At 69.7% G+C, this 18,638-nt stretch carries 15 protein-coding genes; 9 read left to right on the plus strand and 6 right to left on the minus strand.

What is annotated here, in order from left to right; genetic code table 11:
* Positions 1-3 precede the first annotated feature (3 nt).
* On the minus strand, positions 4-651 hold the full coding sequence (locus NQ038_RS11835) for a response regulator transcription factor (protein ID WP_257059590.1): 648 nt from the start codon (positions 649-651) through the stop codon (positions 4-6).
* Complete coding sequence (locus tag NQ038_RS11840) at positions 642-2,066, minus strand: histidine kinase (RefSeq protein WP_257062651.1); 1,425 nt, start codon at positions 2,064-2,066, stop codon at positions 642-644. The genes NQ038_RS11835 and NQ038_RS11840 overlap by 10 nt, the downstream gene beginning before the upstream one ends.
* 135 nt (positions 2,067-2,201) lie before the next feature.
* Here NQ038_RS11840 and NQ038_RS11845 point away from each other — a divergent pair, with 135 nt between their 5' ends.
* The 5 genes from NQ038_RS11845 (at position 2,202) to NQ038_RS11865 (ending at position 6,702) form a co-directional block, all read left to right on the plus strand.
* Positions 2,202-2,927 carry a hypothetical protein gene (locus tag NQ038_RS11845; protein WP_257049495.1) on the plus strand — a complete coding sequence of 242 codons (726 nt, stop codon included), beginning with the start codon at positions 2,202-2,204 and terminating at the stop codon, positions 2,925-2,927.
* Positions 2,928-3,023: 96 nt separating this feature from the next.
* Complete coding sequence (locus NQ038_RS11850; RefSeq protein WP_257062652.1) at positions 3,024-4,115, plus strand: SDR family NAD(P)-dependent oxidoreductase; 1,092 nt, start codon at positions 3,024-3,026, stop codon at positions 4,113-4,115.
* Between the two features lie 147 nt (positions 4,116-4,262).
* On the plus strand, positions 4,263-4,694 hold the full coding sequence (locus tag NQ038_RS11855; protein ID WP_257050025.1) for a hypothetical protein: 432 nt from the start codon (positions 4,263-4,265) through the stop codon (positions 4,692-4,694).
* Between the two features lie 267 nt (positions 4,695-4,961).
* Positions 4,962-5,681, plus strand: coding sequence for a transposase (locus tag NQ038_RS15690; RefSeq protein WP_373456821.1), 720 nt, complete (start codon positions 4,962-4,964; stop codon positions 5,679-5,681).
* 190 nt (positions 5,682-5,871) lie between these two features.
* Positions 5,872-6,702 (plus strand): DDE-type integrase/transposase/recombinase, encoded by an 831-nt coding sequence (locus NQ038_RS11865; RefSeq protein ID WP_257062653.1) that lies wholly within the window; start codon positions 5,872-5,874, stop codon positions 6,700-6,702.
* A 117-nt stretch (positions 6,703-6,819) separates the two neighbouring features.
* Here NQ038_RS11865 and NQ038_RS11870 read toward each other — a convergent pair whose 3' ends face one another.
* Complete coding sequence (locus NQ038_RS11870; protein WP_257062654.1) at positions 6,820-8,544, minus strand: N-acetylmuramoyl-L-alanine amidase; 1,725 nt, start codon at positions 8,542-8,544, stop codon at positions 6,820-6,822.
* A 227-nt stretch (positions 8,545-8,771) separates the two neighbouring features.
* On the opposite strand from NQ038_RS11870, the gene NQ038_RS11875 reads away from it, so the two are divergent.
* The 4 genes from NQ038_RS11875 to NQ038_RS11890 all read left to right on the plus strand — a co-directional run bounded on the left by NQ038_RS11875 (position 8,772) and on the right by NQ038_RS11890 (position 15,960).
* Positions 8,772-10,538 carry a (2,3-dihydroxybenzoyl)adenylate synthase gene (locus tag NQ038_RS11875; RefSeq protein ID WP_257049670.1) on the plus strand — a complete coding sequence of 589 codons (1,767 nt, stop codon included), beginning with the start codon at positions 8,772-8,774 and terminating at the stop codon, positions 10,536-10,538.
* Positions 10,535-10,813: a phosphopantetheine-binding protein gene (locus tag NQ038_RS11880; protein ID WP_257049669.1), complete on the plus strand. Its 279-nt coding sequence runs from the start codon at positions 10,535-10,537 to the stop codon at positions 10,811-10,813. Before NQ038_RS11875 ends, NQ038_RS11880 begins: the two co-directional genes overlap by 4 nt.
* A gap of 78 nt (positions 10,814-10,891) precedes the next feature.
* Positions 10,892-15,307: an amino acid adenylation domain-containing protein gene (locus NQ038_RS11885; RefSeq protein ID WP_257062655.1), complete on the plus strand. Its 4,416-nt coding sequence runs from the start codon at positions 10,892-10,894 to the stop codon at positions 15,305-15,307.
* A 2-nt stretch (positions 15,308-15,309) separates the two neighbouring features.
* The gene (locus NQ038_RS11890; RefSeq protein ID WP_257049667.1) at positions 15,310-15,960 is read left to right on the plus strand and encodes a 4'-phosphopantetheinyl transferase superfamily protein; all 651 of its coding nucleotides are present in this window, start codon (positions 15,310-15,312) and stop codon (positions 15,958-15,960) included.
* A gap of 7 nt (positions 15,961-15,967) precedes the next feature.
* Here the strand turns inward: NQ038_RS11890 and NQ038_RS11895 are convergent, their stop codons facing one another.
* The 3 genes from NQ038_RS11895 to NQ038_RS11905 all read right to left on the minus strand — a co-directional run bounded on the left by NQ038_RS11895 (position 15,968) and on the right by NQ038_RS11905 (position 18,620).
* Positions 15,968-16,942 carry an alpha/beta fold hydrolase gene (locus NQ038_RS11895; protein WP_257062656.1) on the minus strand — a complete coding sequence of 325 codons (975 nt, stop codon included), beginning with the start codon at positions 16,940-16,942 and terminating at the stop codon, positions 15,968-15,970.
* Positions 16,943-17,039: 97 nt separating this feature from the next.
* Positions 17,040-18,266 (minus strand): CdaR family transcriptional regulator, encoded by a 1,227-nt coding sequence (locus NQ038_RS11900; RefSeq protein WP_257049665.1) that lies wholly within the window; start codon positions 18,264-18,266, stop codon positions 17,040-17,042.
* Positions 18,267-18,356: 90 nt separating this feature from the next.
* Complete coding sequence (locus NQ038_RS11905) at positions 18,357-18,620, minus strand: PucR family transcriptional regulator ligand-binding domain-containing protein (RefSeq protein WP_257049663.1); 264 nt, start codon at positions 18,618-18,620, stop codon at positions 18,357-18,359.
* Between the last annotated feature and the right edge of the window lie 18 nt (positions 18,621-18,638).

Raw genomic sequence — 18,638 nt, forward strand, 5'->3', positions numbered from 1 at the left:
GGCTCAGGCCCCCAGGAACTTCAGTACGGCCATCACGCGGCGGTTCTCATCGGAATCCGGCGCCAGGCCCAGTTTGGTGAATACGTTCGAAATGTTCTTCTCCACAGCGCCCGCGCTGAGGAACAGTTCGGCGGCGATCGCGGAGTTCGACTTGCCCTGCGCCATCAGCCCCAGCACCTCGCGTTCGCGGGGGCTGAGCATGGCCAGGCCGTCCTGCTTCCTGGACCGCACCATGATCTGGGCGACCACCTCGGGGTCCAGAACGGTGCCGCCGCCGGCCACCTCGTCAACTGCCGTGAGGAAATCGTCCACGTCCGCGACCCGGTCCTTGAGCAGATAGCCGAAGGCGCCCTTGTTCTCCGCGATCAGTTCCGCGGCATAGCGCTCCTCGACGTACTGGCTGAGCACCAGCACCGCGACCTTCGGGTTCTGACTGCGCACCAGCACCGCCGCGCGGATACCCTCATCGGTGAACGTCGGCGGCATCCGCACATCGACGATCGCCAGCTCGGCGTCCGGGTGGGCCGACACCGCGGCCAGGAACTCGGTGGCGTCGCCGGCGGTGGCGGCGACCTCGTGCCCGGCATCGGTGAGCAGGCGGACCAGGCCCTCGCGTAACAGGACGGAATCTTCGGCGATGATTATGCGCATGGGACCTCCACGACGATAGTGGTGGGACCGCCCACCGGTGATGTGAGTGAGAACGTGCCGCGGGCCGCCGCGACCCGGTCGGCCAGGCCCGCCAGGCCCGTGCCGGAACCGTCGCGCGCCACCCGCGCCCCGCCCCTGCCATTATCGGAGATGACGACCTGCAGGGTGCCGGGGGCCGAGGCCGCAGGCCGCGAGGACGGCGCCCCGGCGCCGCCCGCAGGCGTGGCCGCACCCGGCAACAGCGAGACCCGCACCATAGCGCCGGCCGCATGGGCGTGCTTGTTGATGTTCGTCAGGGATTCGGCGATCACGAAGTAGGCCACCGATTCCGCTTCGGCGCCGGCCCGGAAGCCCGCCGGCAGGTCCACCCGCAGGTCCACCGGGACCACCGAGCGGGCGGCCAGAGCCGAAACCGAGGCGTCCAGGCCCCGGTCCTCGAGCACCGCCGGGTGGATGCCGCGGGCCAGCTGGCGCAGTTCGGTGATCGCGGCCTTGGAATCCGAGTGCGCCTCGGCCACCAGGGTCCGCGCGCCTTCCAGATCCTTCGGGCCGCTGCCGGCCGAGGGGTCCTGCGGATCGTTCGGCACCGCCGCCAGCTTGTTCTTCGCCATCCCCAGCTTCATCGACAGGGCCACCAGCATCGGCTGGACCCCGTCGTGCAGATCGCGTTCGATCCTGGCGCGCTCGCCTGCCGCGGACTCCACCGCGCCGGCACGGGCTGCGTCCAGGTCGGTCACCTCGGCGGACAGGCGCTGGGTCTGCGCGGACAGGCGTTCGGTCTCCGCCCGCAGCACCTCGGCCTTGGTCGGCGGGAGCAGCCAGCGGTCGATCGCCCGGTCGCCGTAACCCGCGAACCACAGGCCGGCGAAGGGCAACAGGATGCACAGTCCGGCGATGATCCCGAACAGGATGCGCAGGCCCGGAGTCGTCAGTTCGGGGATCTCGAAGCCGAAGACCAGGCCCTGCTGGGACACGCCCACGGAGTACTGGGCCGCCACCAGCACGATGCCGGCCAGGAACATGAGGAAGCACACCGTGCACACCACCAGGCCGTAGAGCACCTTGAGGTAGTGGTACAGCGCGGTACGCCAGAAGGACCACGACTTCAGGTGGTTCCACTGGGTCAGGACGTGGCCCTTGAAGCCGGGTGCGGGGTTGGGGACGACATAGGGCGGTTGGAAGCCCTCGGCGTAGACCAGTTCCGACCACCAGTAGGAGGCGATGTTGATCCCGCGCTGCAGATAGAACCAGGCGACCAACAACAGGATGCCCGAACCCAGCGCCGGCAACGCGGCGATCCCCCCGGTCAGCAGGCCAACCGGCACCCAGACCCAGATGAGGCCCAGGACCCCGAATAGTATGACGTTGGCGGTGCCCAGGACTCCCGGTCCGCGCCGTCTGGTTCTCTCATTCATAGCCTCAACGCTACGTGGCCGGCGGCGCATGCCACTATGCCGCTTTCCGCCGAGGTCCCCGTCGGGTTTTCCCTACCGGGGAGGCGGGGCTGCGATTTACACCGGGCGCTCATCGTGGCCGGTTACTGTGGGCCTATGCCGACCGGACCCTTGCAGCAGCATCAGCCACACGCCGATCCCCCGCGCACCAGGACCCGCACGATCGTCCTGTTCTGTCTTGCCCTGGGCACCGGTGTGATCATGTCGGCGGTCTTCCACTTCCTGCAGTACATCGGGGTGGCGGTGACCAATCCCAGTGCTTCCACCGGTGGCAGCGCCGTCGACGTCTGCATCGACAGCGCACTGGGCATCCTGGCGCTGGCCCTGCTGCCCTCGGCCATCGCCCACGACCCCTCGGAGCGCCTCGAGGGGTATATCGGACCGCCCTCGGCCCTGGTGGCCAGCCTGGTGATCCTGTGCGTGTGGATGGTATCCGTCCTCGCGGCCCCGGCCGGAGCCGTTGTGCTCATCTCCGTGTCCGCGCGTCTGAGCCTGACCTGGACCGCGCCGGCCTTCGCAGCATCCGTGCTGTCGCTGGTCGTCAGCCAGCTCACCACCTTCGGCACCACCCCGACCTCGAGCTTCCGGATGGTCGCCGGCGGAGTCGTGCTGACCGCCCTGCTCATCGGAATGGGAAGCGTCCGCGGGCTCATGCAGCGGCGGGCCGCCCCGGAGGCCGGGGCTAACCCGGAGAGTGGGGACGGGGGCCGAATGGAGGCCGGGCCGGCAGGTGGTGGACAGACGGCTGGGTCCGGGACTGCTAGCCCGGCAGGGAAATCCCCAACTGGCCGCTCGGCGCAAACGCCTGAACGGCGTAACTGATAATCGACCAGCCAGCCATTATCAGTTATGGCGATAAGTGATAATGGCACAGTCCCTCCGGCTGGAAACCCTGAGGGACCACGTAGACTCCGCAGCGTGGATCTTCAGGGGCGCACAGCCGTCATCACCGGGGGCAGCAGCGGGATCGGACTCGAAATCGCCCATGGGCTGGCCGCCGCCGGGGCCCGGATCGTCCTGCCGGTGCGCAATGCCGCCAAGGGGGACCTGGCCTCGGCCGCTATCCGTGATCGGCTGAAGGGCGGACCCGTGGACGTCAAGACCGAGGCCCTGGACCTGGCCAGGTTGGACACCGTGCATGCGCTGGCGCGCCGGTTGGCCTCAGGTCCCGTGGACGTGTTGGTGCTCAACGCCGGCATCGTCACCCTGGGCGAGCACGGCCGCAGGCTCACCCCCGACGGTTTCGAGCTGAATTTCCAGACGAACTTCCTGGGGCACGCGGCTCTGCTGCTGGATCTACTGCCCACCCTGCGCCGCTGCGGCACCCGGGTCATCGTGCAGTGCAGCATCGCCGCTGCCCGAGGCCACCTCGACCGAGCCGATCCGCACGGCAGGCAGCCCTTCCACGCCTACGCCGCCTCGAAACTGGCATTGGGCCTGTTCGGGATGGAACTGCAGCGGCGGGTGGGGACGCCCGGTAGCGCTGTGCGGGACGGGGCGTCCTGCGGCGCCGGTCGGGCCGGGAGTGCCGGTCGGGCCGGGGGCGCCGAGGACGCCGGTACGGGCCGGCCCGGAGTCTCCGTGCGTCTGTGCCATCCGGGTATCACCCCCGGTTCCGCGATCGCCCCGGCGATCCGCGCGATGGTGCCCGATGGGCTGGTCGACTGGGCCTCGGCCCATCTGGGCAACACCCCGGCCGAGGCCGCGCAGACTGCCTTGGCCGCGCTCGTCTGGGGTGCAGGACCGGAGGCCGGCGCAGTGTCCAGCACAGTCTCCGGGCCCGGCTCGAGAACCTCGAGAGCTGAGGCGCCGGACTCGTGCTTGGCCTCGCGGGCGGCCCTGGCCCGCGGTGCAGCACCGGGCGAACCGCCCATGTTCGCACCCCGCGGGCCCCTCCAGCTGGCCGGACCACCGCGGATCCGCCGGCCCTTCGCCACCCTGCGCCAGGCCTCGGACGCGGCCCGCTTGTGGGGATGGGCCCAGACCCTGCTCGAAAACATCGATCACTGAGGCGCCGGCGCCCGCGTCCGGGATGCGGCCTCAGCAGCGCAGGCAGCGCATGCGCAAACCTGCAGTACATGCGCGTATATGCGTATGTCCCTCTTTGCCAAGCTGGTTGTGAGTCAGTCACGATCAAGCAAAGGAGAGTGATCTCGCATGGTCAGCGTTGTGGGATTCACCGTCGAAGAGGTCCGTGAGTTCGTTCGCGAGTACGAGCGTCAGCCCTATGGTTCGAAAGGCCAGTGGGTCAAGGACAAACCGTTTAGCCGTGACAAACTCCGACGATGGCGGATCGCTTTGTACGCTGGGGATCTGGACCGGGGACTCGCACCCAGGGATCATAGTGTGATGGTTGCACATAGTTACGGACGTACCGCCTACGAGCGGGCACGGGCGAAGAAGGAAGCCGAGCAGTCCGCTGAAATCCAACGCCTCCACGCTCGTATCGAGCAGCTCGAGGGAGCGAACGACGCGTTGGGAAAAGCTATCGGGCTCTTGCATCAGTGGAACGCGCAAGAGCCCGAACCCGCCCGGACGGACGAGCCGAAGGATTCATCCGGACGGAGAACGAACTCGTCACCGGACTGACAACGATTCTGGGCTCCCAACGGAAAGCACTGGACGTTGATACTTGTAGGGATGGTTTCCATCCAGGGTGTGACCCAGGCACTGACTGGCCACCACAGTGTGTGCCTTTGCCGTGATCTGTCCACCCACCAGGGAATCATCGAGTGTCCCGACCGGACGAGCATGACCTCATAGGAGCGCGGTCACTACCCCGTCAACGTCCTGTCTGCCCACCCGGCCGGGATTGCGCTTCCATCACCACCAAGGGACGAAAGGGCACCACCCATCATGCCAACACCACACCGACACGTCTACGCCGGCATCGACACACACGCCGACACACACCACGTCGCCACCCGACCGGTGGCGACGGACTACCAGCGCAAGGCATTGCGCACGCTGGCCCGCCGCTATCAGAACCTCACCGGTGAGATCGACGAACTCCTGACCGACATCACCACCGTCGTCGCCGACACCGCACCGGCACTGGCAGCGGCCAAGGGAATCGGACCGATCAGCGCGGCGAAACTGCTGGTCACCGCGGGTGAGAATCCTGAGCGTATCCGCAGTAAGGAAGCCTTCGCCGCCTTATGCGGGGTGAGTCCACTGCAGGCGTCTTCCGGGAAGACGAACCGGCACAGGCTCAACCGTGGAGGAAACCGGCAGGCCAATCAGGCACTCCACCAGATCGTGCTCGTGCGCATGTCCAGTGACCCGCGGACACGGGCCTACGTGGCACGCCGGACCGCGGAGGGCAAGAGCAAACGCGAGATCATGCGGTGCCTCAAACGCTACATCGCCAACGAGGCCTACCGGCACATTGTCCGGCCCGAGCCGGTACCCGCCGTCGACGACCTGAGGCCACTGCGCCAGTCGAAGAAGATCAGCTTGGAAACCGCAGCCGGGCACTTCAACACGTGGCCCACCACGATTTCCTACCTTGAACGCGGTAAACGCCGAGACGATGACTTCGTCATCGCCTACCGTGAATACCTGCTCGCCGCGTAGGCCACCTCGCCATGGTCGATCACCACCACCATGATCACGACCGGGCTTGACAACCTATAGGAGCATCATGACCGGGGTGTCCCGGTCGACGTGGCACTACCGGCACAGGCCCCGGCCCGCAGTGGCTGACCCTGTTCATCAAACGGATCGGGCGTACGCTTCGCGGATCGGTGAGGCAGACAGGCGGCGGGTGCAGGAGCGTATCCGTACATCGTGGGAAGCAGGTCATTCGGTCGATCACGCGTTTGCTGCGATGTGGGATGACGGGGTGATGCTCGCTTCACGGCGATCGTGGTGGCGGATCGCTGCGCAGATCGAGGATCAGTCGGTGCGGCCTGTTCTCCCGCGGGCGAAGCAGAAACGCTGCCGGCGGGAAGCTCCGCAGGTCATGGCCACCCGTCCGGGGCAGGCATGGTCGTGGGACATTACGGACCTGTACTCACCGTGGGTGGGTAAACGTTTCAAGGCCTACAAGGTCATTGACGTGTTCTCGCGGAAGGTCGTGGGACACAGGGTCGAGGAGTGTGAGTCCGACCAGGTGGCTGTGGAGATGTTCACCGAGGCGATCGGAATGTATGGGGCACCGGAGGTCGTGCATGCTGATAACGGGTCGGCGATGACGTCGAACCGATTACGGGAGTTGCTTGCCGGGTACAGGGTGGAGTCGTCGTTCAACCGACCGTATGTGTCGAATGACAATCCGTTCTCCGAAGCGGCGTTCAAGACGATGAAGTATCGGCCCGGGTACCCGCGGATCTTCGAGACCGTGGGGGACGCTCGTGCGTATGTGGATGGATACGTGCAGTGGTACAACACTGTGCATCGGCATTCCGGTATCGCGTTGTTCACCCCGGAGAGTGTGTTCGATGGGTCATGGCAGCGGTGCTGGCATGACCGGGATCAGGCGTTGCAGGAGTACTACCGGAGACACCGGGGACGCTTCAAGTCACGTCCGGTGACTCCGAAGCCGCCCCACGTCGTGGGTATCAACCTGCCGGAGCACGAAGCAGTCAGAAACTAGCCCGAGTGACTCCACACAGCTTGACACAGAGCGGTACTGCAGGTTTGCGCATGGGATGTGAATCTGCGCTTGCGCTGCGGCCAGGTCAGACCCGGCCCGGGCCGAACTGAGCCCGGGTTAGACCCCGGCCGACTGGACCCCCGCGTTCATATCGGGGACCACACCCGGGTTCATCTCGGGCGCCTTCGCCTTGCCCCCATCCTTCGCACCGGGCTTCGCACCGCCTTGAGCCGGACCCTTGGCACCGCCCTTCTTCGCAGCGGAACCACCGGCCTGGGCTCCCGCGGTGGTCTTCTTGCCCTGTTGGATGTCCGCCGCGGTCCGCCGGATCTCGTCGAAGGTGGCGTAGAAGGCATCGCCGGGGCAGTCGGTGTCGCCCACATCGCGGTGGCCCACGATGGTCTTGATCTTCTTGCCCTCGACCGATGTGGTGCCCTGTGCCGGGACCTTGCCCAGGGACAGCTTCCAGGCCACGGCACCCGCCACGGCGTCCCTGGTCTTCTTCGGTGGGGCAGTCTTGGCATAGTCGCCGATCACCGAGATGCCGAAGGTTCCGTTGTTGACCTCCGAGGCGTGGGCGCCGATCACGGGCTTGTCGATTCCGCCGGCCCGGCCCTCCCACAGCCGACCGTACTTATCGGCGAGCATGTTGTAGCCGATGTCGGACCAGCCGCGCCCCTCTTTGTGGAAGGTCTGGATACCGCGCAGGATCGCGGGGACGTCCTCGGGCGAGTAGTCCTTATTGCCGTCTGTGTGGTGGATGACGGCGGCCGTGACCTTGTCCGCCGTCCGGGGCTTGTCCTTCGGCCCGCTGGCTCCCCAGTTCTTGCGCGAGGCGAACTTCGGTCGCTGCACCGGCCCCGCTTTGGACTTCGCAGCGGGCTTGGGCTTCGCACCCGCCTTGGGCTTGGCCGCCACCGCCGAGGCCCGAGCCGCCATGGGCGCGACTTGGTACGCCCGCTGCTCGCCGGCGCCCGGCTCGGCGCTGCCCTGTGACTCACCGGCACCCTGTTGTTCGGCTCCGGGACTGATCAGGGTGGGCGCATTGTCGGCCACCGCCTTGGCGTCCGAGTCCAACCGGTGCGGATCAACCAGGAAGGCGCGCGCGTTCTTCGGCACGCCGCCATCGCCCAGGATCCGCAGTTGGGCCTGCTGGGCCCCGGTGACGTAGTACGGGTCGGTGCCGGTGCTCCCACCGCCGGAGGACTCGCCTCCCTCTGCGCCGCCACCTTCTGGGGTCGCGTGCAGATGAGTCCAGTCGGACCAACCGTCCGCGGTCTTGGTGCGCACCTCGAATTCGACCCTGACGTCGGAATCGTCGAAGAGCACCCCGATCACGCTCGGCGAATCCGCCGGCAGGTCGACGACATCGGACAGCGCCGCGATCGTCACCCCGTCCCCGGTCCGGGTGCCGGCCGGCTTCCGATGCAGGTCCGGGGCCGAGGCCTCGGCCTGGGAACCGCCCGTCCCGCCGGCCGATGGCACTGCTCGGGTGCCGGCGCCCGGCGCACCCAGCGCCAGGGCGAGACCGCGGGCATGGCTCGTGACCGCCTGGGTGAACCGCTCGCCGATCCCCGCCAGGGCGGCCGGGGACAACAGCGCCCCGGGCAGTGCGGCGGTGGACTGCGGGCCGGCCGCCTGCTCGCGCGCCTGGGCCGTGGACGTGGACCCGTCGGTGGCGCCGGGAGTCAAAATGCCGGAAGCACTGACGGCGCTCAGCGGATAGTCCGAGGTGGTGGGCGCCGGAGGTGCCGCCGCGGTCGATGCCTGGGCCGGCACACCGACTCCGATGGCCACACTCAGCACGGTGCCGCAGGTCAGGGCACGCAGAAGGCGATGCATAGAGGTCCTCTCCAGGGGAAGATCGGTGGAACCGGGGTCAGGCTATCCGCTGGGGGAACGCCCGTGCAATGCGCCCGGCCCCTTCGGCGCGGCGGACCCATCGGATTCGGTGGGCGCCATGCATGAGATCGCTCGCTCTACCCGAGCACACGCTTCAGATCAGCTCCACCCTTAGGTATGCTTTAGCTTCGGCATATTCCTGTGCCACAGCCTGCTCAGAGGAATCCATGATCGACGTTCGCGCTGATATCGTCCGCCCTTCGGCCGCCCTGGCCTCGCACTACCGCGCCCTGGGCTACTGGGAGGATGAGTCCCTGCCGGTATTCATGCGCGCCAGGGCACTGCGCTTCGCAGACAATATCGCCGTCACCGGCCCCACCGTGGCCGTTCCCGGGGCCGCGGCGGCCCCCACCGCCCTGACCTACCGCGAGCTCGACGCCGACGCCACCGCATTCGCCGCGCGCCTGGCGGCCTCCGGGGTGAGCGCTGGCCAGGCAGTGATCGTGCAGGTGCCCAACAGCGTGGAGTTCCTGTCGGCGCTGTTCGGCGTGTTCTATCTGGGCGCGGTGCCGATCTTCGCACTGCCCGCCCACCGCGAAACCGAACTGGCCCACTTCACCCGGCTGGCCGGGGCCACCGCGCACGTCGTGGTCGGCTCCCAGCAGCAGCGTGAGACCTCGGCGAAGCTGGCCGAGGCCCTGACCGCCGAGGGCATCGTCGCTCCCCTGACCATCGACGTCTCCCGCCCGCCGTCGGCGACCGAGCTCGCGGCCGGCGCCGCGACTGCAACCGGCTCCACGGCCGAAACCGCGACGGACGACACGTCCTTCCACGACGGCCGGGCCGACGACCTGGCCTTCCTGCAGGTCTCCGGCGGGACCACCGGCGTGCCCAAGCTGATCCCGCGTACCCACACCGACTACCTCTACACGGTGCGCGAATCCGCCGCGATCTGCCGGGTCACCGAGGACACGCGGATGCTGGTCTGCCTGCCGGCGGCACACAATTTCGCAATGAGCTCGCCGGGCATCCTCGGCGTCCTCCACGCCGGCGGCACGATCGTCATGGCTGGCGACCCCAGCCCCCGCACGGCGTTCAAACTCATCGCCGAACACCGCATCACCATGGCCTCCCTGGTACCCCCGCTGTTGCAGGCCTGGCTGGCCTCGCCGGCGCGCACCCGCTTCGACCTGTCCAGCCTCGAGACGATCCAGGTGGGCGGCGCTCCCCTGCCGGCCACCACCGCGCAGCGCGTGGCCCCGGAACTGGGCGCGACCCTGCAGCAGGTCTTCGGAATGGCCGAGGGCCTGGTCAACTACACGCGCCTGAACGATCCGATCGACACGATCGTGCACACCCAGGGCCGGCCGATCAGCCCAGACGACGAGGTCCTCATCGTCGACGAGGCGGACAATCCGGTGCCCGACGGCACCGAGGGACTGCTGCTGACCCGCGGGCCGTACACGATCCGCGGATACTTCCGCGCGCCGCGGGTCAACGCCGATTCCTTCACCGCCGACGGCTTCTACCGCACCGGCGACCTGGTGATCCGCAGACCCGACGGCTACCTGTCCGTGACCGGCCGCATCAAGGACCAGATCAACCGGGCCGGGGAGAAGATCGCCCCCGAAGAAGTCGAGGAGGCCCTGCTGAGCCACCCCGCAGTCGCCGATGCCCTGGTGTTGGGCCTGCCCGACGAGTACCTGGGCGAGAAGATCCTGGCCGTGGTCCTGCCGCGCGAGGACATCGCCGAGGCCGACTGGCCGACGGCATCCGAGCTGCTCGACCACGTGCGGGCATCGGGCCTGGCCCGCTTCAAGGTCCCCGACCGCCTGGAGGTGGCCGCGACCCTGCCGACGACCGGCGTGGGCAAGAACAACCGCCGCGCCCTGCGCACCCGTGTCCTGGCCGAACTCCAGGAGGCTGAGGCCGGCAGCACACCATCCGAACACACCGCCGGCGCGCCGGCCCAAGCCGCAAAGGACATGGCATGACCACAACACCGCTCGACCTCGACTCCGCGTGGACCAGCTGGCTGCAGGATGCCTTCTCCCGCATTCTGAAGGACCCGCAGGCCGCCCAGAACCTGCTGGCCGCCCCCGAAGCCGATATCTTCGAGGCCGGATTCGACTCCCTGCGCACCTTCACGCTGTCCGATGAGCTGTTCGCCGCCGGCGTGGACGTGGACTTCGCGCAGATCGTCGAACAGCCCACCACCGCCTTCCTGGCCCAGTGCATCCGGGATTCCGGCGCCTCGGCCCCGGCCTGAGCGCCGCATCTTCTAAGCGCCACACTTCCTGAGCACTTCGCCCCCACCTCCTACACCAGCCCGACCGAACCCGAGGACATGAACGCAATCCCGCTCTCCCCCGCCCAGCGCGGGCTCTTCTTCGCCCAGGAACTCGACCCGGGAACCCCCGCGTACACGACCGCCGAGCTCGTGGAATTCGACGGCCCACTGGACGCCGAGGTACTCGCCGCAGCCCTGGAGCGCGCCTACGCGGAGTTCGAACAGCTGCGTGTGAGCGTGCACACCTCGGCCGCGGAAGCAGGAGTGGAAGCAAGCGCGGAAGCCGACGCCGCGTGCGAGGCCGAGGAGGCGGGCGGCGAGCAGGGCCCCGTCCAGGTGCTCCACCCGGCCGGGCCCGCCCTGGAGATCGTCGAGGACGAGGACCCCCGGGCCTGGCTCGAAACCGCCCTGGACACCCCCTTCGACCTGGGGACCGGACCCGTGGTCCGCACCGCGCTGCTGCGCGAGGACGGACGCTCGCTGTGGTTCCACGCGACGCACCATGTGGCCATCGACGGCTTCGGTTTCATGGTCTTCGCCCGCCGGGTCGCGGCCCTCTACACGGAGATCGCGCAGGGCGCCGGAACCGATTCGACCGGTCCCGATTCACAGGCGCACCCGGCCACTCCCAGCCGGGCCAAACGCCCGACCCCCGCTCTGGCCGAACTGGTCGCCGAGGCCCGTGCGCTGGAAGCCGCGGAGGCCTCGGCCGATGCGGAATTCTGGAATCCGCGGCTGGACCGGATGACAGAATCCAGTTCGATCGCCGGCCGGATCGCGACGCCGGCACGGCACGCGCAACGCCACACAATCGACGTATCGGCGGACACCCAACAGGCACTGCTGCGCGCCGGGCGCGCCCTGGGCACCCCGTGGACCACCATCGCCGAGGCCGCCTTCTCCACCTATCTGTGGCGCTTCCTGGCACCCTCCTCCGAGGCCGAGGTCCCCGCCGTGCGCATCGGCATCCCCCACCTCAACCGGTTCCGTCCCGGGCACGGGCGCCTGGCGCGCGCCGGGGCCGTGTGCACCGCGATGAACGTCCTACCGCTGAGCCTGTCGGGGACCGCCGAGACCCTGACCGTGGGCGGCGCGGTGGAGGCGCTGGCGGCCGAGCACGCGGCGGTGGCCGGTCACACCGAGGCCCGGCAGGCGGACCTGACGCGCAGCCTGGCCCGCAGTGGCGCAGGCCAGTTGTTCGGTCCGCAGGTCAATCTGCTGCCCTTCGAATCGGCCCTACACTTCGGCGCTGCCGCCGGCACCATCCGGAATCTGACGGCCGGCCCGGTCGAGGATATGACCTGGTGCCTGCGCGGGGCCCCGGGACGCGGCACCGTGCGCCTGGAGATCGACGTCAACCCCGATCTGTACCCGGCGGGCTCGGCCGCGGCCCATGCCGGCCGCCTGGCGGCCTGGCTGCGCACCTTCGCCGAGGCTGCGGGCAGTGGCGCCGAAATCGCCTCGGCCGCCGCCGGGAAAGCGGCCGACGCCGCCACTGGCAGTCCCACGACCCGAATCGTGGACCTCGAACTGCTGGATGCCGCGGACCGCGCCCGGATGGCCGAATGGACCGGGGCACACCGCGAGTATCCGCGCCGCACCCTGCCGCAGGCCTTCGTCGAACAGGCCGGGCGCACCCCCGAGGCCCCGGCTCTTATCTGGGACGATGCCACAGGCCGCACCCACAACTGGACCTACGCCGAGCTGCTCGACCGGGCGGGCGCTCTGGCCCGCACACTGCGAGAGCTGCACGAGCAGAGCACCTCGCACGAACACAGCGACGCGCGGGACGACCTCGGTCCCTGGACGGTGGGCGTTGCCCTGCCGCGCGGCCCCGAACTCTTCGCGGCCCTCTACGCCACCCAGTTGGCCGGTGCGGCCTATGTCCCCCTGGACCCCGACCAGCCGGCCGCGCGGCTGGCCGATATGGTCGCCGATGCCCGTGTCACCCTGGCCTTCGCCTCCGCCGAGACCCGGGACCTGCTGCCGGCCGGCGTGACGGTGCTGGACCCCGTTTCACGTGAAACACGGCTCTCCGCCGGAGCCCCCGAAACTCCCGGAACCCCCGCAGCATGGTGGGCCGGAGCCGAGGACCCGGCCTATGTCCTGTTCACCTCGGGCTCGACGGGCCGATCCAAGGGCGTCGTCGTCGGCCAGGCCGCAATCGACAACCGCCTGGAGTGGATGCAGGAGCTCTACCCCCTGCATCCAGGGGACCGCGTCGCACACAAGACGCCGATCAGCTTCGACGTGTCCCTGTGGGAACTGTTCTGGCCCCTGCGGGTGGGGGCAGCGATCGTCATCACCGCGCCCGGCGCCCACCGTGACCCGCGCGCCCTGGCCACCACCTTCCGCCGCCACCGCGTCGATACCGTGCACTTCGTGCCCTCGATGCTCCACGCCTTCCTCAGCGATTCCGTCGCACTGGCCGAACTCGGCGACACACCCGCCCTGCGGCGGATCTTCTGCTCGGGCGAGGCGCTGCCCGGCACCCTGGTCCGGGCCTCGGCCCGGGGACTGGGGATCGCGCCGATCAACCTCTACGGCCCCACCGAGGCCGCAGTCGATGTCACCTACTGGGACTGCGATCCGGCGGTCGACCTCGCAGATGTGCCGATCGGCCGGCCCGTGCCGAACGTCCGCTGCCATGTGCTCGACCCCGCCGGGCACCCCTGCCCCGCCGGCATGACCGGCGAACTGGTGCTGGCCGGCGTGCAGGTGGCCGATGGCTACATCGGCCGGCCCGAGGCGACGGCCAAGGCCTTCCTCGCCGAACCGGCCGAACTGCGCGGGGCCGCCTCGGCGCCCGGGGACACGGGGCCGTCGGCAGAGCCAGGCAGCATGGGCCCCACTCCCCCGGCGCACGCCCGCATGTACCGCACGGGCGACCGGGCGCTGTGGCGCGAGGACGGTGTGCTGCTCTACCGCGGGCGCTTGGACGATCAGGTCAAGGTGCGCGGACAGCGGGTCGAACCCGGCGAGATCCGCGCCGTGCTGGCGCGCGTGCCCGGGGTGGACAACCTGGAGATCCTGGCGGTCACAGGCTCCGGGGAGACCCGCCTGATCTGCTATTACTCCCTGGCCGAGGCGGCCGCCGGCTCGGCTAACGGCACGGGCACGACCTCGGTGGGCACTTCCCCCGCCCACTCAACCGCCGTCCCCGGCACCCCCTCCCCCGACCCGGCCACCGTCCGCGCTGCCCTACAGGCCGCGGCCCTGGCCGAACTGCCCGCGGCCATGCGCCCGAGCGCCTACGGCCTGGTCGAACACTGGCCCCTGACCGTCAGCGGCAAGACCGACCGCAGGGCGCTGAGCGCGCTGCCGGCCGAGGTCGTGGGAGCCTCGGGCCAGGGCACCGCCGGCCCGGGGGCACGGGCCGCGGGCAATCTGCTCGAACAGGAGATCGCGCGGGTCATGGGCGAGATCCTGCAGACCGTGACACCTAGGCCGGACGAGGACTTCTTCGCCCTGGGCGGCTCGTCCCTGACCGCGCTGCGACTGCTCACCGCGGTCGAGGCGATCGCCGGGCACCGCGCGAACCTCGCCGATGTCTTCGCAGCCCCCACCGCGCGGACGCTCGCCGCCAGGCTGACACCGGACGCCGCCGGCTCTAGGCAGAGTGGCCCAGGGGCGGGCACCGACTTCGGCGATCCACTCGGCGCCGTGTTCCGGCTGCGCGCAGGGGATGCGGACCAGGTGCCGCTGGTGGCGCTGCCCCCGGCCGGCGGCCTGGGCTGGTGCTGGGCCGGACTATTGCGCCACCTGCCGGCCGACAGGCCCATCTACGTCATCCAGGTCGAGGGCATGAACACCGGCAGCCCGGTCGAACACCCCGATCTGCACTCCTGGGCCCAGCGCATCGCCAAACTGCTCGAGCCGGTCACCGGAACCACGGGCGTCGATCTGCTGGGCTGGTCGATCGGCGGAATGCTGGCCCAAGAGCTCGCGGTGACCCTGGACGCGGCCGGCCGGACTGTGCGCAGTGTGACCCTGCTCGACGCCTATCCGGCCGAGCAGTGGGCCAAGCAGCCGCTGCCCGATGAGCGGGAGACCCTGATCGGCCTGCTGCGCATGGCGGGCCTGGAGCCTGCGGAGGGGGAAGCGCTGGACCACGATTCCGTCCTGGCCCACCTGGCCGCCGACGGTTCGACCTTCGCCGGCCTGCAGCCCCAGGTGATCTCCGCCTGTATGCACAATGTGCGGGCCTCGGCCCGGATGATCCACGCCTCCGCGCACCGGACGTGGCAGGGCGACCTACGCTTCTTCGCCTCGGCGGATTCGCTGGCCCAGGGCTTCGACCCGGCCGGTTGGGCAGCCCATGCAACGGGCGCGATCGAGGTCACGACCCTGCCGGTGCACCACGGCCTGATGGTCCGCGAACCCGCGATCGCCCAGGTAGCGCAGTGGCTGCGACACATGGCCGAGCGGCCCGCCGAGCTCACCGGAGGGCTGCCGTTTCCAGTCGGTCGATAACGGTGAACGGGGCACTGCTCCGGGTCGCCACCGCAGCCGAGGTCCTGGCCGAGCTGAGCGCGCCCGAGGCCCTGGACGCCCTGAGCGAGGCCGAACGCGACCGGATGGAGCGCCTCCGGCTGCCGGCTGACCGCAGGGATTTCCTGGCCGCCCACGTGCTGGTGCGCCTCATCGCCGCGCAGTGGCTTGGCGCCGATCCGGAGTCGCCCGCCGCACCGGAACCGGGAGCGGTGGAGATCGTGCAGAGCTGCGCCGTCTGCGGCGGACCGCATGGGGTGCCGCGCATCAAGGGACGCCCCGACCTGCAGGCGAGCATGTCGCATTCCCGCGGCTTCGTCGCGGCGGCGGTGGCCCGGGTGCCGGTCGGCATCGATGTCGAGGCCCTGGCCGGGATCGAGGTCCCCGCCGGGGCCCTGCACCCGGCCGAGCAGGAGGCCCTGCAGGCGGCATCGCCCGCGGCCACAGACTCGTACACCGGACCGGCCGCCGCCCGGCTCTGGGTCCGCAAGGAGGCTCTGGTCAAGACCGGCGCCCTGGCCCTGGAACAGGCGGGCGGGGTCGATGTGCGGGACGACCGATGCCGCGGCGCGCGGATCGACGACCTCGCAGCGCCCCCGGGGGCCGTGGCGGCCCTGGCCCTGCTGACCGACTGAATGGACCTTAGCCGGCGGGGTCCTCGGCGTGGCGCCTGGCCAGGTCCAGCACGACCGCGGCGATCTCGGCGGGATGCGATTCGGGCAGCCAGTGCGATGCGCCCTCCAGCGGCACAAAGGTGTAGGGACCCTCGACGTAGTCCCCGCTCAGTCGTGCTGTGGCCGGGGCGAAGGCCACGTCCTCGCTGCCCCAGACGTAGGCGGTGGGCACCGTGATGGGGGTGCTGGGCAGCTGTTCGCCCGTGCCCAGTGCCCGGTAGTACTTCAGGGTGGAATCGAAGGCGCCCGGTGCGGCGAACCTTTCCACGTACGAGGCCGCGAGCGCCGGGGCGACCGCTCCCCCGTACATGTCGATCAGGCGCTTTCCCCCATCGCGCAGCAGGGTCCGCGCGACGCCGTCGGGATGGTGCCGGATCGATCGCAGGTAGGCCATCCGCTCATACTGGTCCGGGTCGTTCTTGATCTGCAGCCCGTGGGCGATCGGGTGCGAGGTCGACACGACGGTGCAGGTGTAGAGGCGTTCGGGGTGGGTCGCGGCGAAGGGCCAGGCGACGATGCCGCCCCAGTCGTGGCCGACCAAGTGGAAGCGGTCCAGGCCGGCGGCCGCAGTCAGCTGGGCCAGATCTGCCACCAGGTTGGCGACGCAGTAGTCCTCCACCTGTTCCGGCCTGGCCCCGGGCGAGTAGCCGCGCTGATCGTAGGCGAGGATGGACATTCCGGCGGCCAACAGCGCGCTGGCTGTGCCCTCCCAGCAGGATGCGTATTCCGGCCAGCCGTGCACCAGGACGGCCGTGCCCAGGCTCTCATCGGGCCGGGCCGGGGTGGCCCGGAAGGCGGAGAAGTCCCCGGTGCCGATCGACAGGGTCGTGGCCGAGGCCTCGGCCACGTGTGGCAGCGCCGCCAGGCGGGCGGCCACGGACGCATTGTCGTAGGGGGCGCCGAGCGGGGGTTCGACGGTGGATGAAGTCGATGGAACGGACATGCTCGGCCTCCTTGCCGATCGGATTCCGCGTACTCGACCAACCTACAACGGCGGGGCCGCGTGCCCACTCGGTTGCACACCCCGCAGGTGACGATCCTCAGTCCTGCAGGTCCCGCAGTTCGATGGCCAACCACAGTTCGAACCGCTGGTCCGCCACGTCGAGGGATCTGCCGCTGACCTGTTCCACCGGTGCCAGCCTGGTCCGCAGGGTGTGCCGGTGGATGCCCAGACTGTGCGCCGCCTGTTCCATATTGCCGTTGGCCCTCAAGTACCCGCGCAGCGCCGCCAGCAGGCTGCTGCTCTGCGCATGGGAGTCGATGTCCTCGAGGATTTCAGCGCAGAACGCGGCCCGGTCGTCCGTAGTCCCCATCGCCAGCAGGGTCCGGAATCCGTCGACCGCGGACAGCTCCGCGACCGGCAGACCGCGCGACTCCGCGATCCCCAGCGCGCGTCTGGCCTGCTGTGCGCACCGGCTGATCGACCCGAGCCCGGTCGAGGTCCCGAGCCCGGCCCGGACGCCGCTCTCGGCTGACCGGACGCCACCCTCCACGGACCACTCGGCCCGCTCAGATCGCCCGGTCCGCGGCGGCAGTCTGCGCAGGCCGGATTCGAGCGCGCGCACCAGCCCTTCGCCCGGATCGCAGACCAGGGCCGTGGTCCCCGTGGAATCGGCATGATAGACAAGCTCCGAGCAGGCCCGCTCCAACGATGAGTCGAGGATAAGGCAGTCGGTCTCATCGAGGCGGTGCGAGAACCTCACGACACGCGCGCCGGCGCATTCGATCCCCGCCCTGGCCAGCTGGAAGACCGCGTCGACCTCGGAATGCGGTTTCGACACCAGCGCGCCCACGACGGCCTCCCGGCGCCGGCGGTTCTGCTGTCCTGCCGAATACCGCAGTTCCAGGAGCACGCTCAGTTGGGAGACGACCATGCTGAGCAGCGCCTGGTCGTCGAAGCCGGCCTCCCCCGTCCTGGCGGCGATCATGATCCCGCGCAGGTTTCCCTGGGTCCCCAGCGGAGAGACCTGGGCGAATTCGTCCTCTCCCGCCCCCTCGCTCAACGACCAGCGCATCCCCTGGGGCAGGTGGACCACGATGTCGTCCACGAACCGCGCGAGCAGGGCATCGGCCCCCGGCCCGTGCTGCGCGATGATATGCAGCGCAGGGTCGGCAACGACCGCCGAGAAGCCGCTGACATCGTAGAGCACCCCGAGCACCTCGGCGACCCCGTTGTGGCGGGTTGCCGCATGGCCCAGGCGACGCTGCGCGGCGAGTGCGCGGCGCAGCGGCAGGGTCTCCTCCTCATTGAGCGAATGGGAGACCATCCGCACGATCGACTGCAGCGGGGTCAGCTCCGGGACGGCGGCCAGCGAAAGCCCCGTGGCCCGGGCGGCCTCGATCAGGACTTCGGGGAATTACGAATGCGGCAGCGAGGGGCCCGTGCTCAGCCCCAGCGCCGAGACCTGTGCCGTCACCAGCCGGCGGCAGAACTCGAGCGTCGCTGCGCGCTCGCGGAACAGGCCGAGGCCGGTGGTCAGCAGGAACTCTCCCCCGGTCAGCCACGGGGCCGGGTCGCTCAGTTCGCTGACATGCGCCCAGACGATCTCCGGATCGCCCACGGCCACGAGGATCTCCAGACCGAGCGTGGGTTCGCCTGCCAGGCGCGACAGTCGCAACATGCCATCACCCGCTTCTCC

It is taken from the genome of Brevibacterium sp. 50QC2O2 (assembly GCF_024580675.1).
GTDB lineage: Bacteria > Actinomycetota > Actinomycetes > Actinomycetales > Brevibacteriaceae > Brevibacterium > Brevibacterium moorei.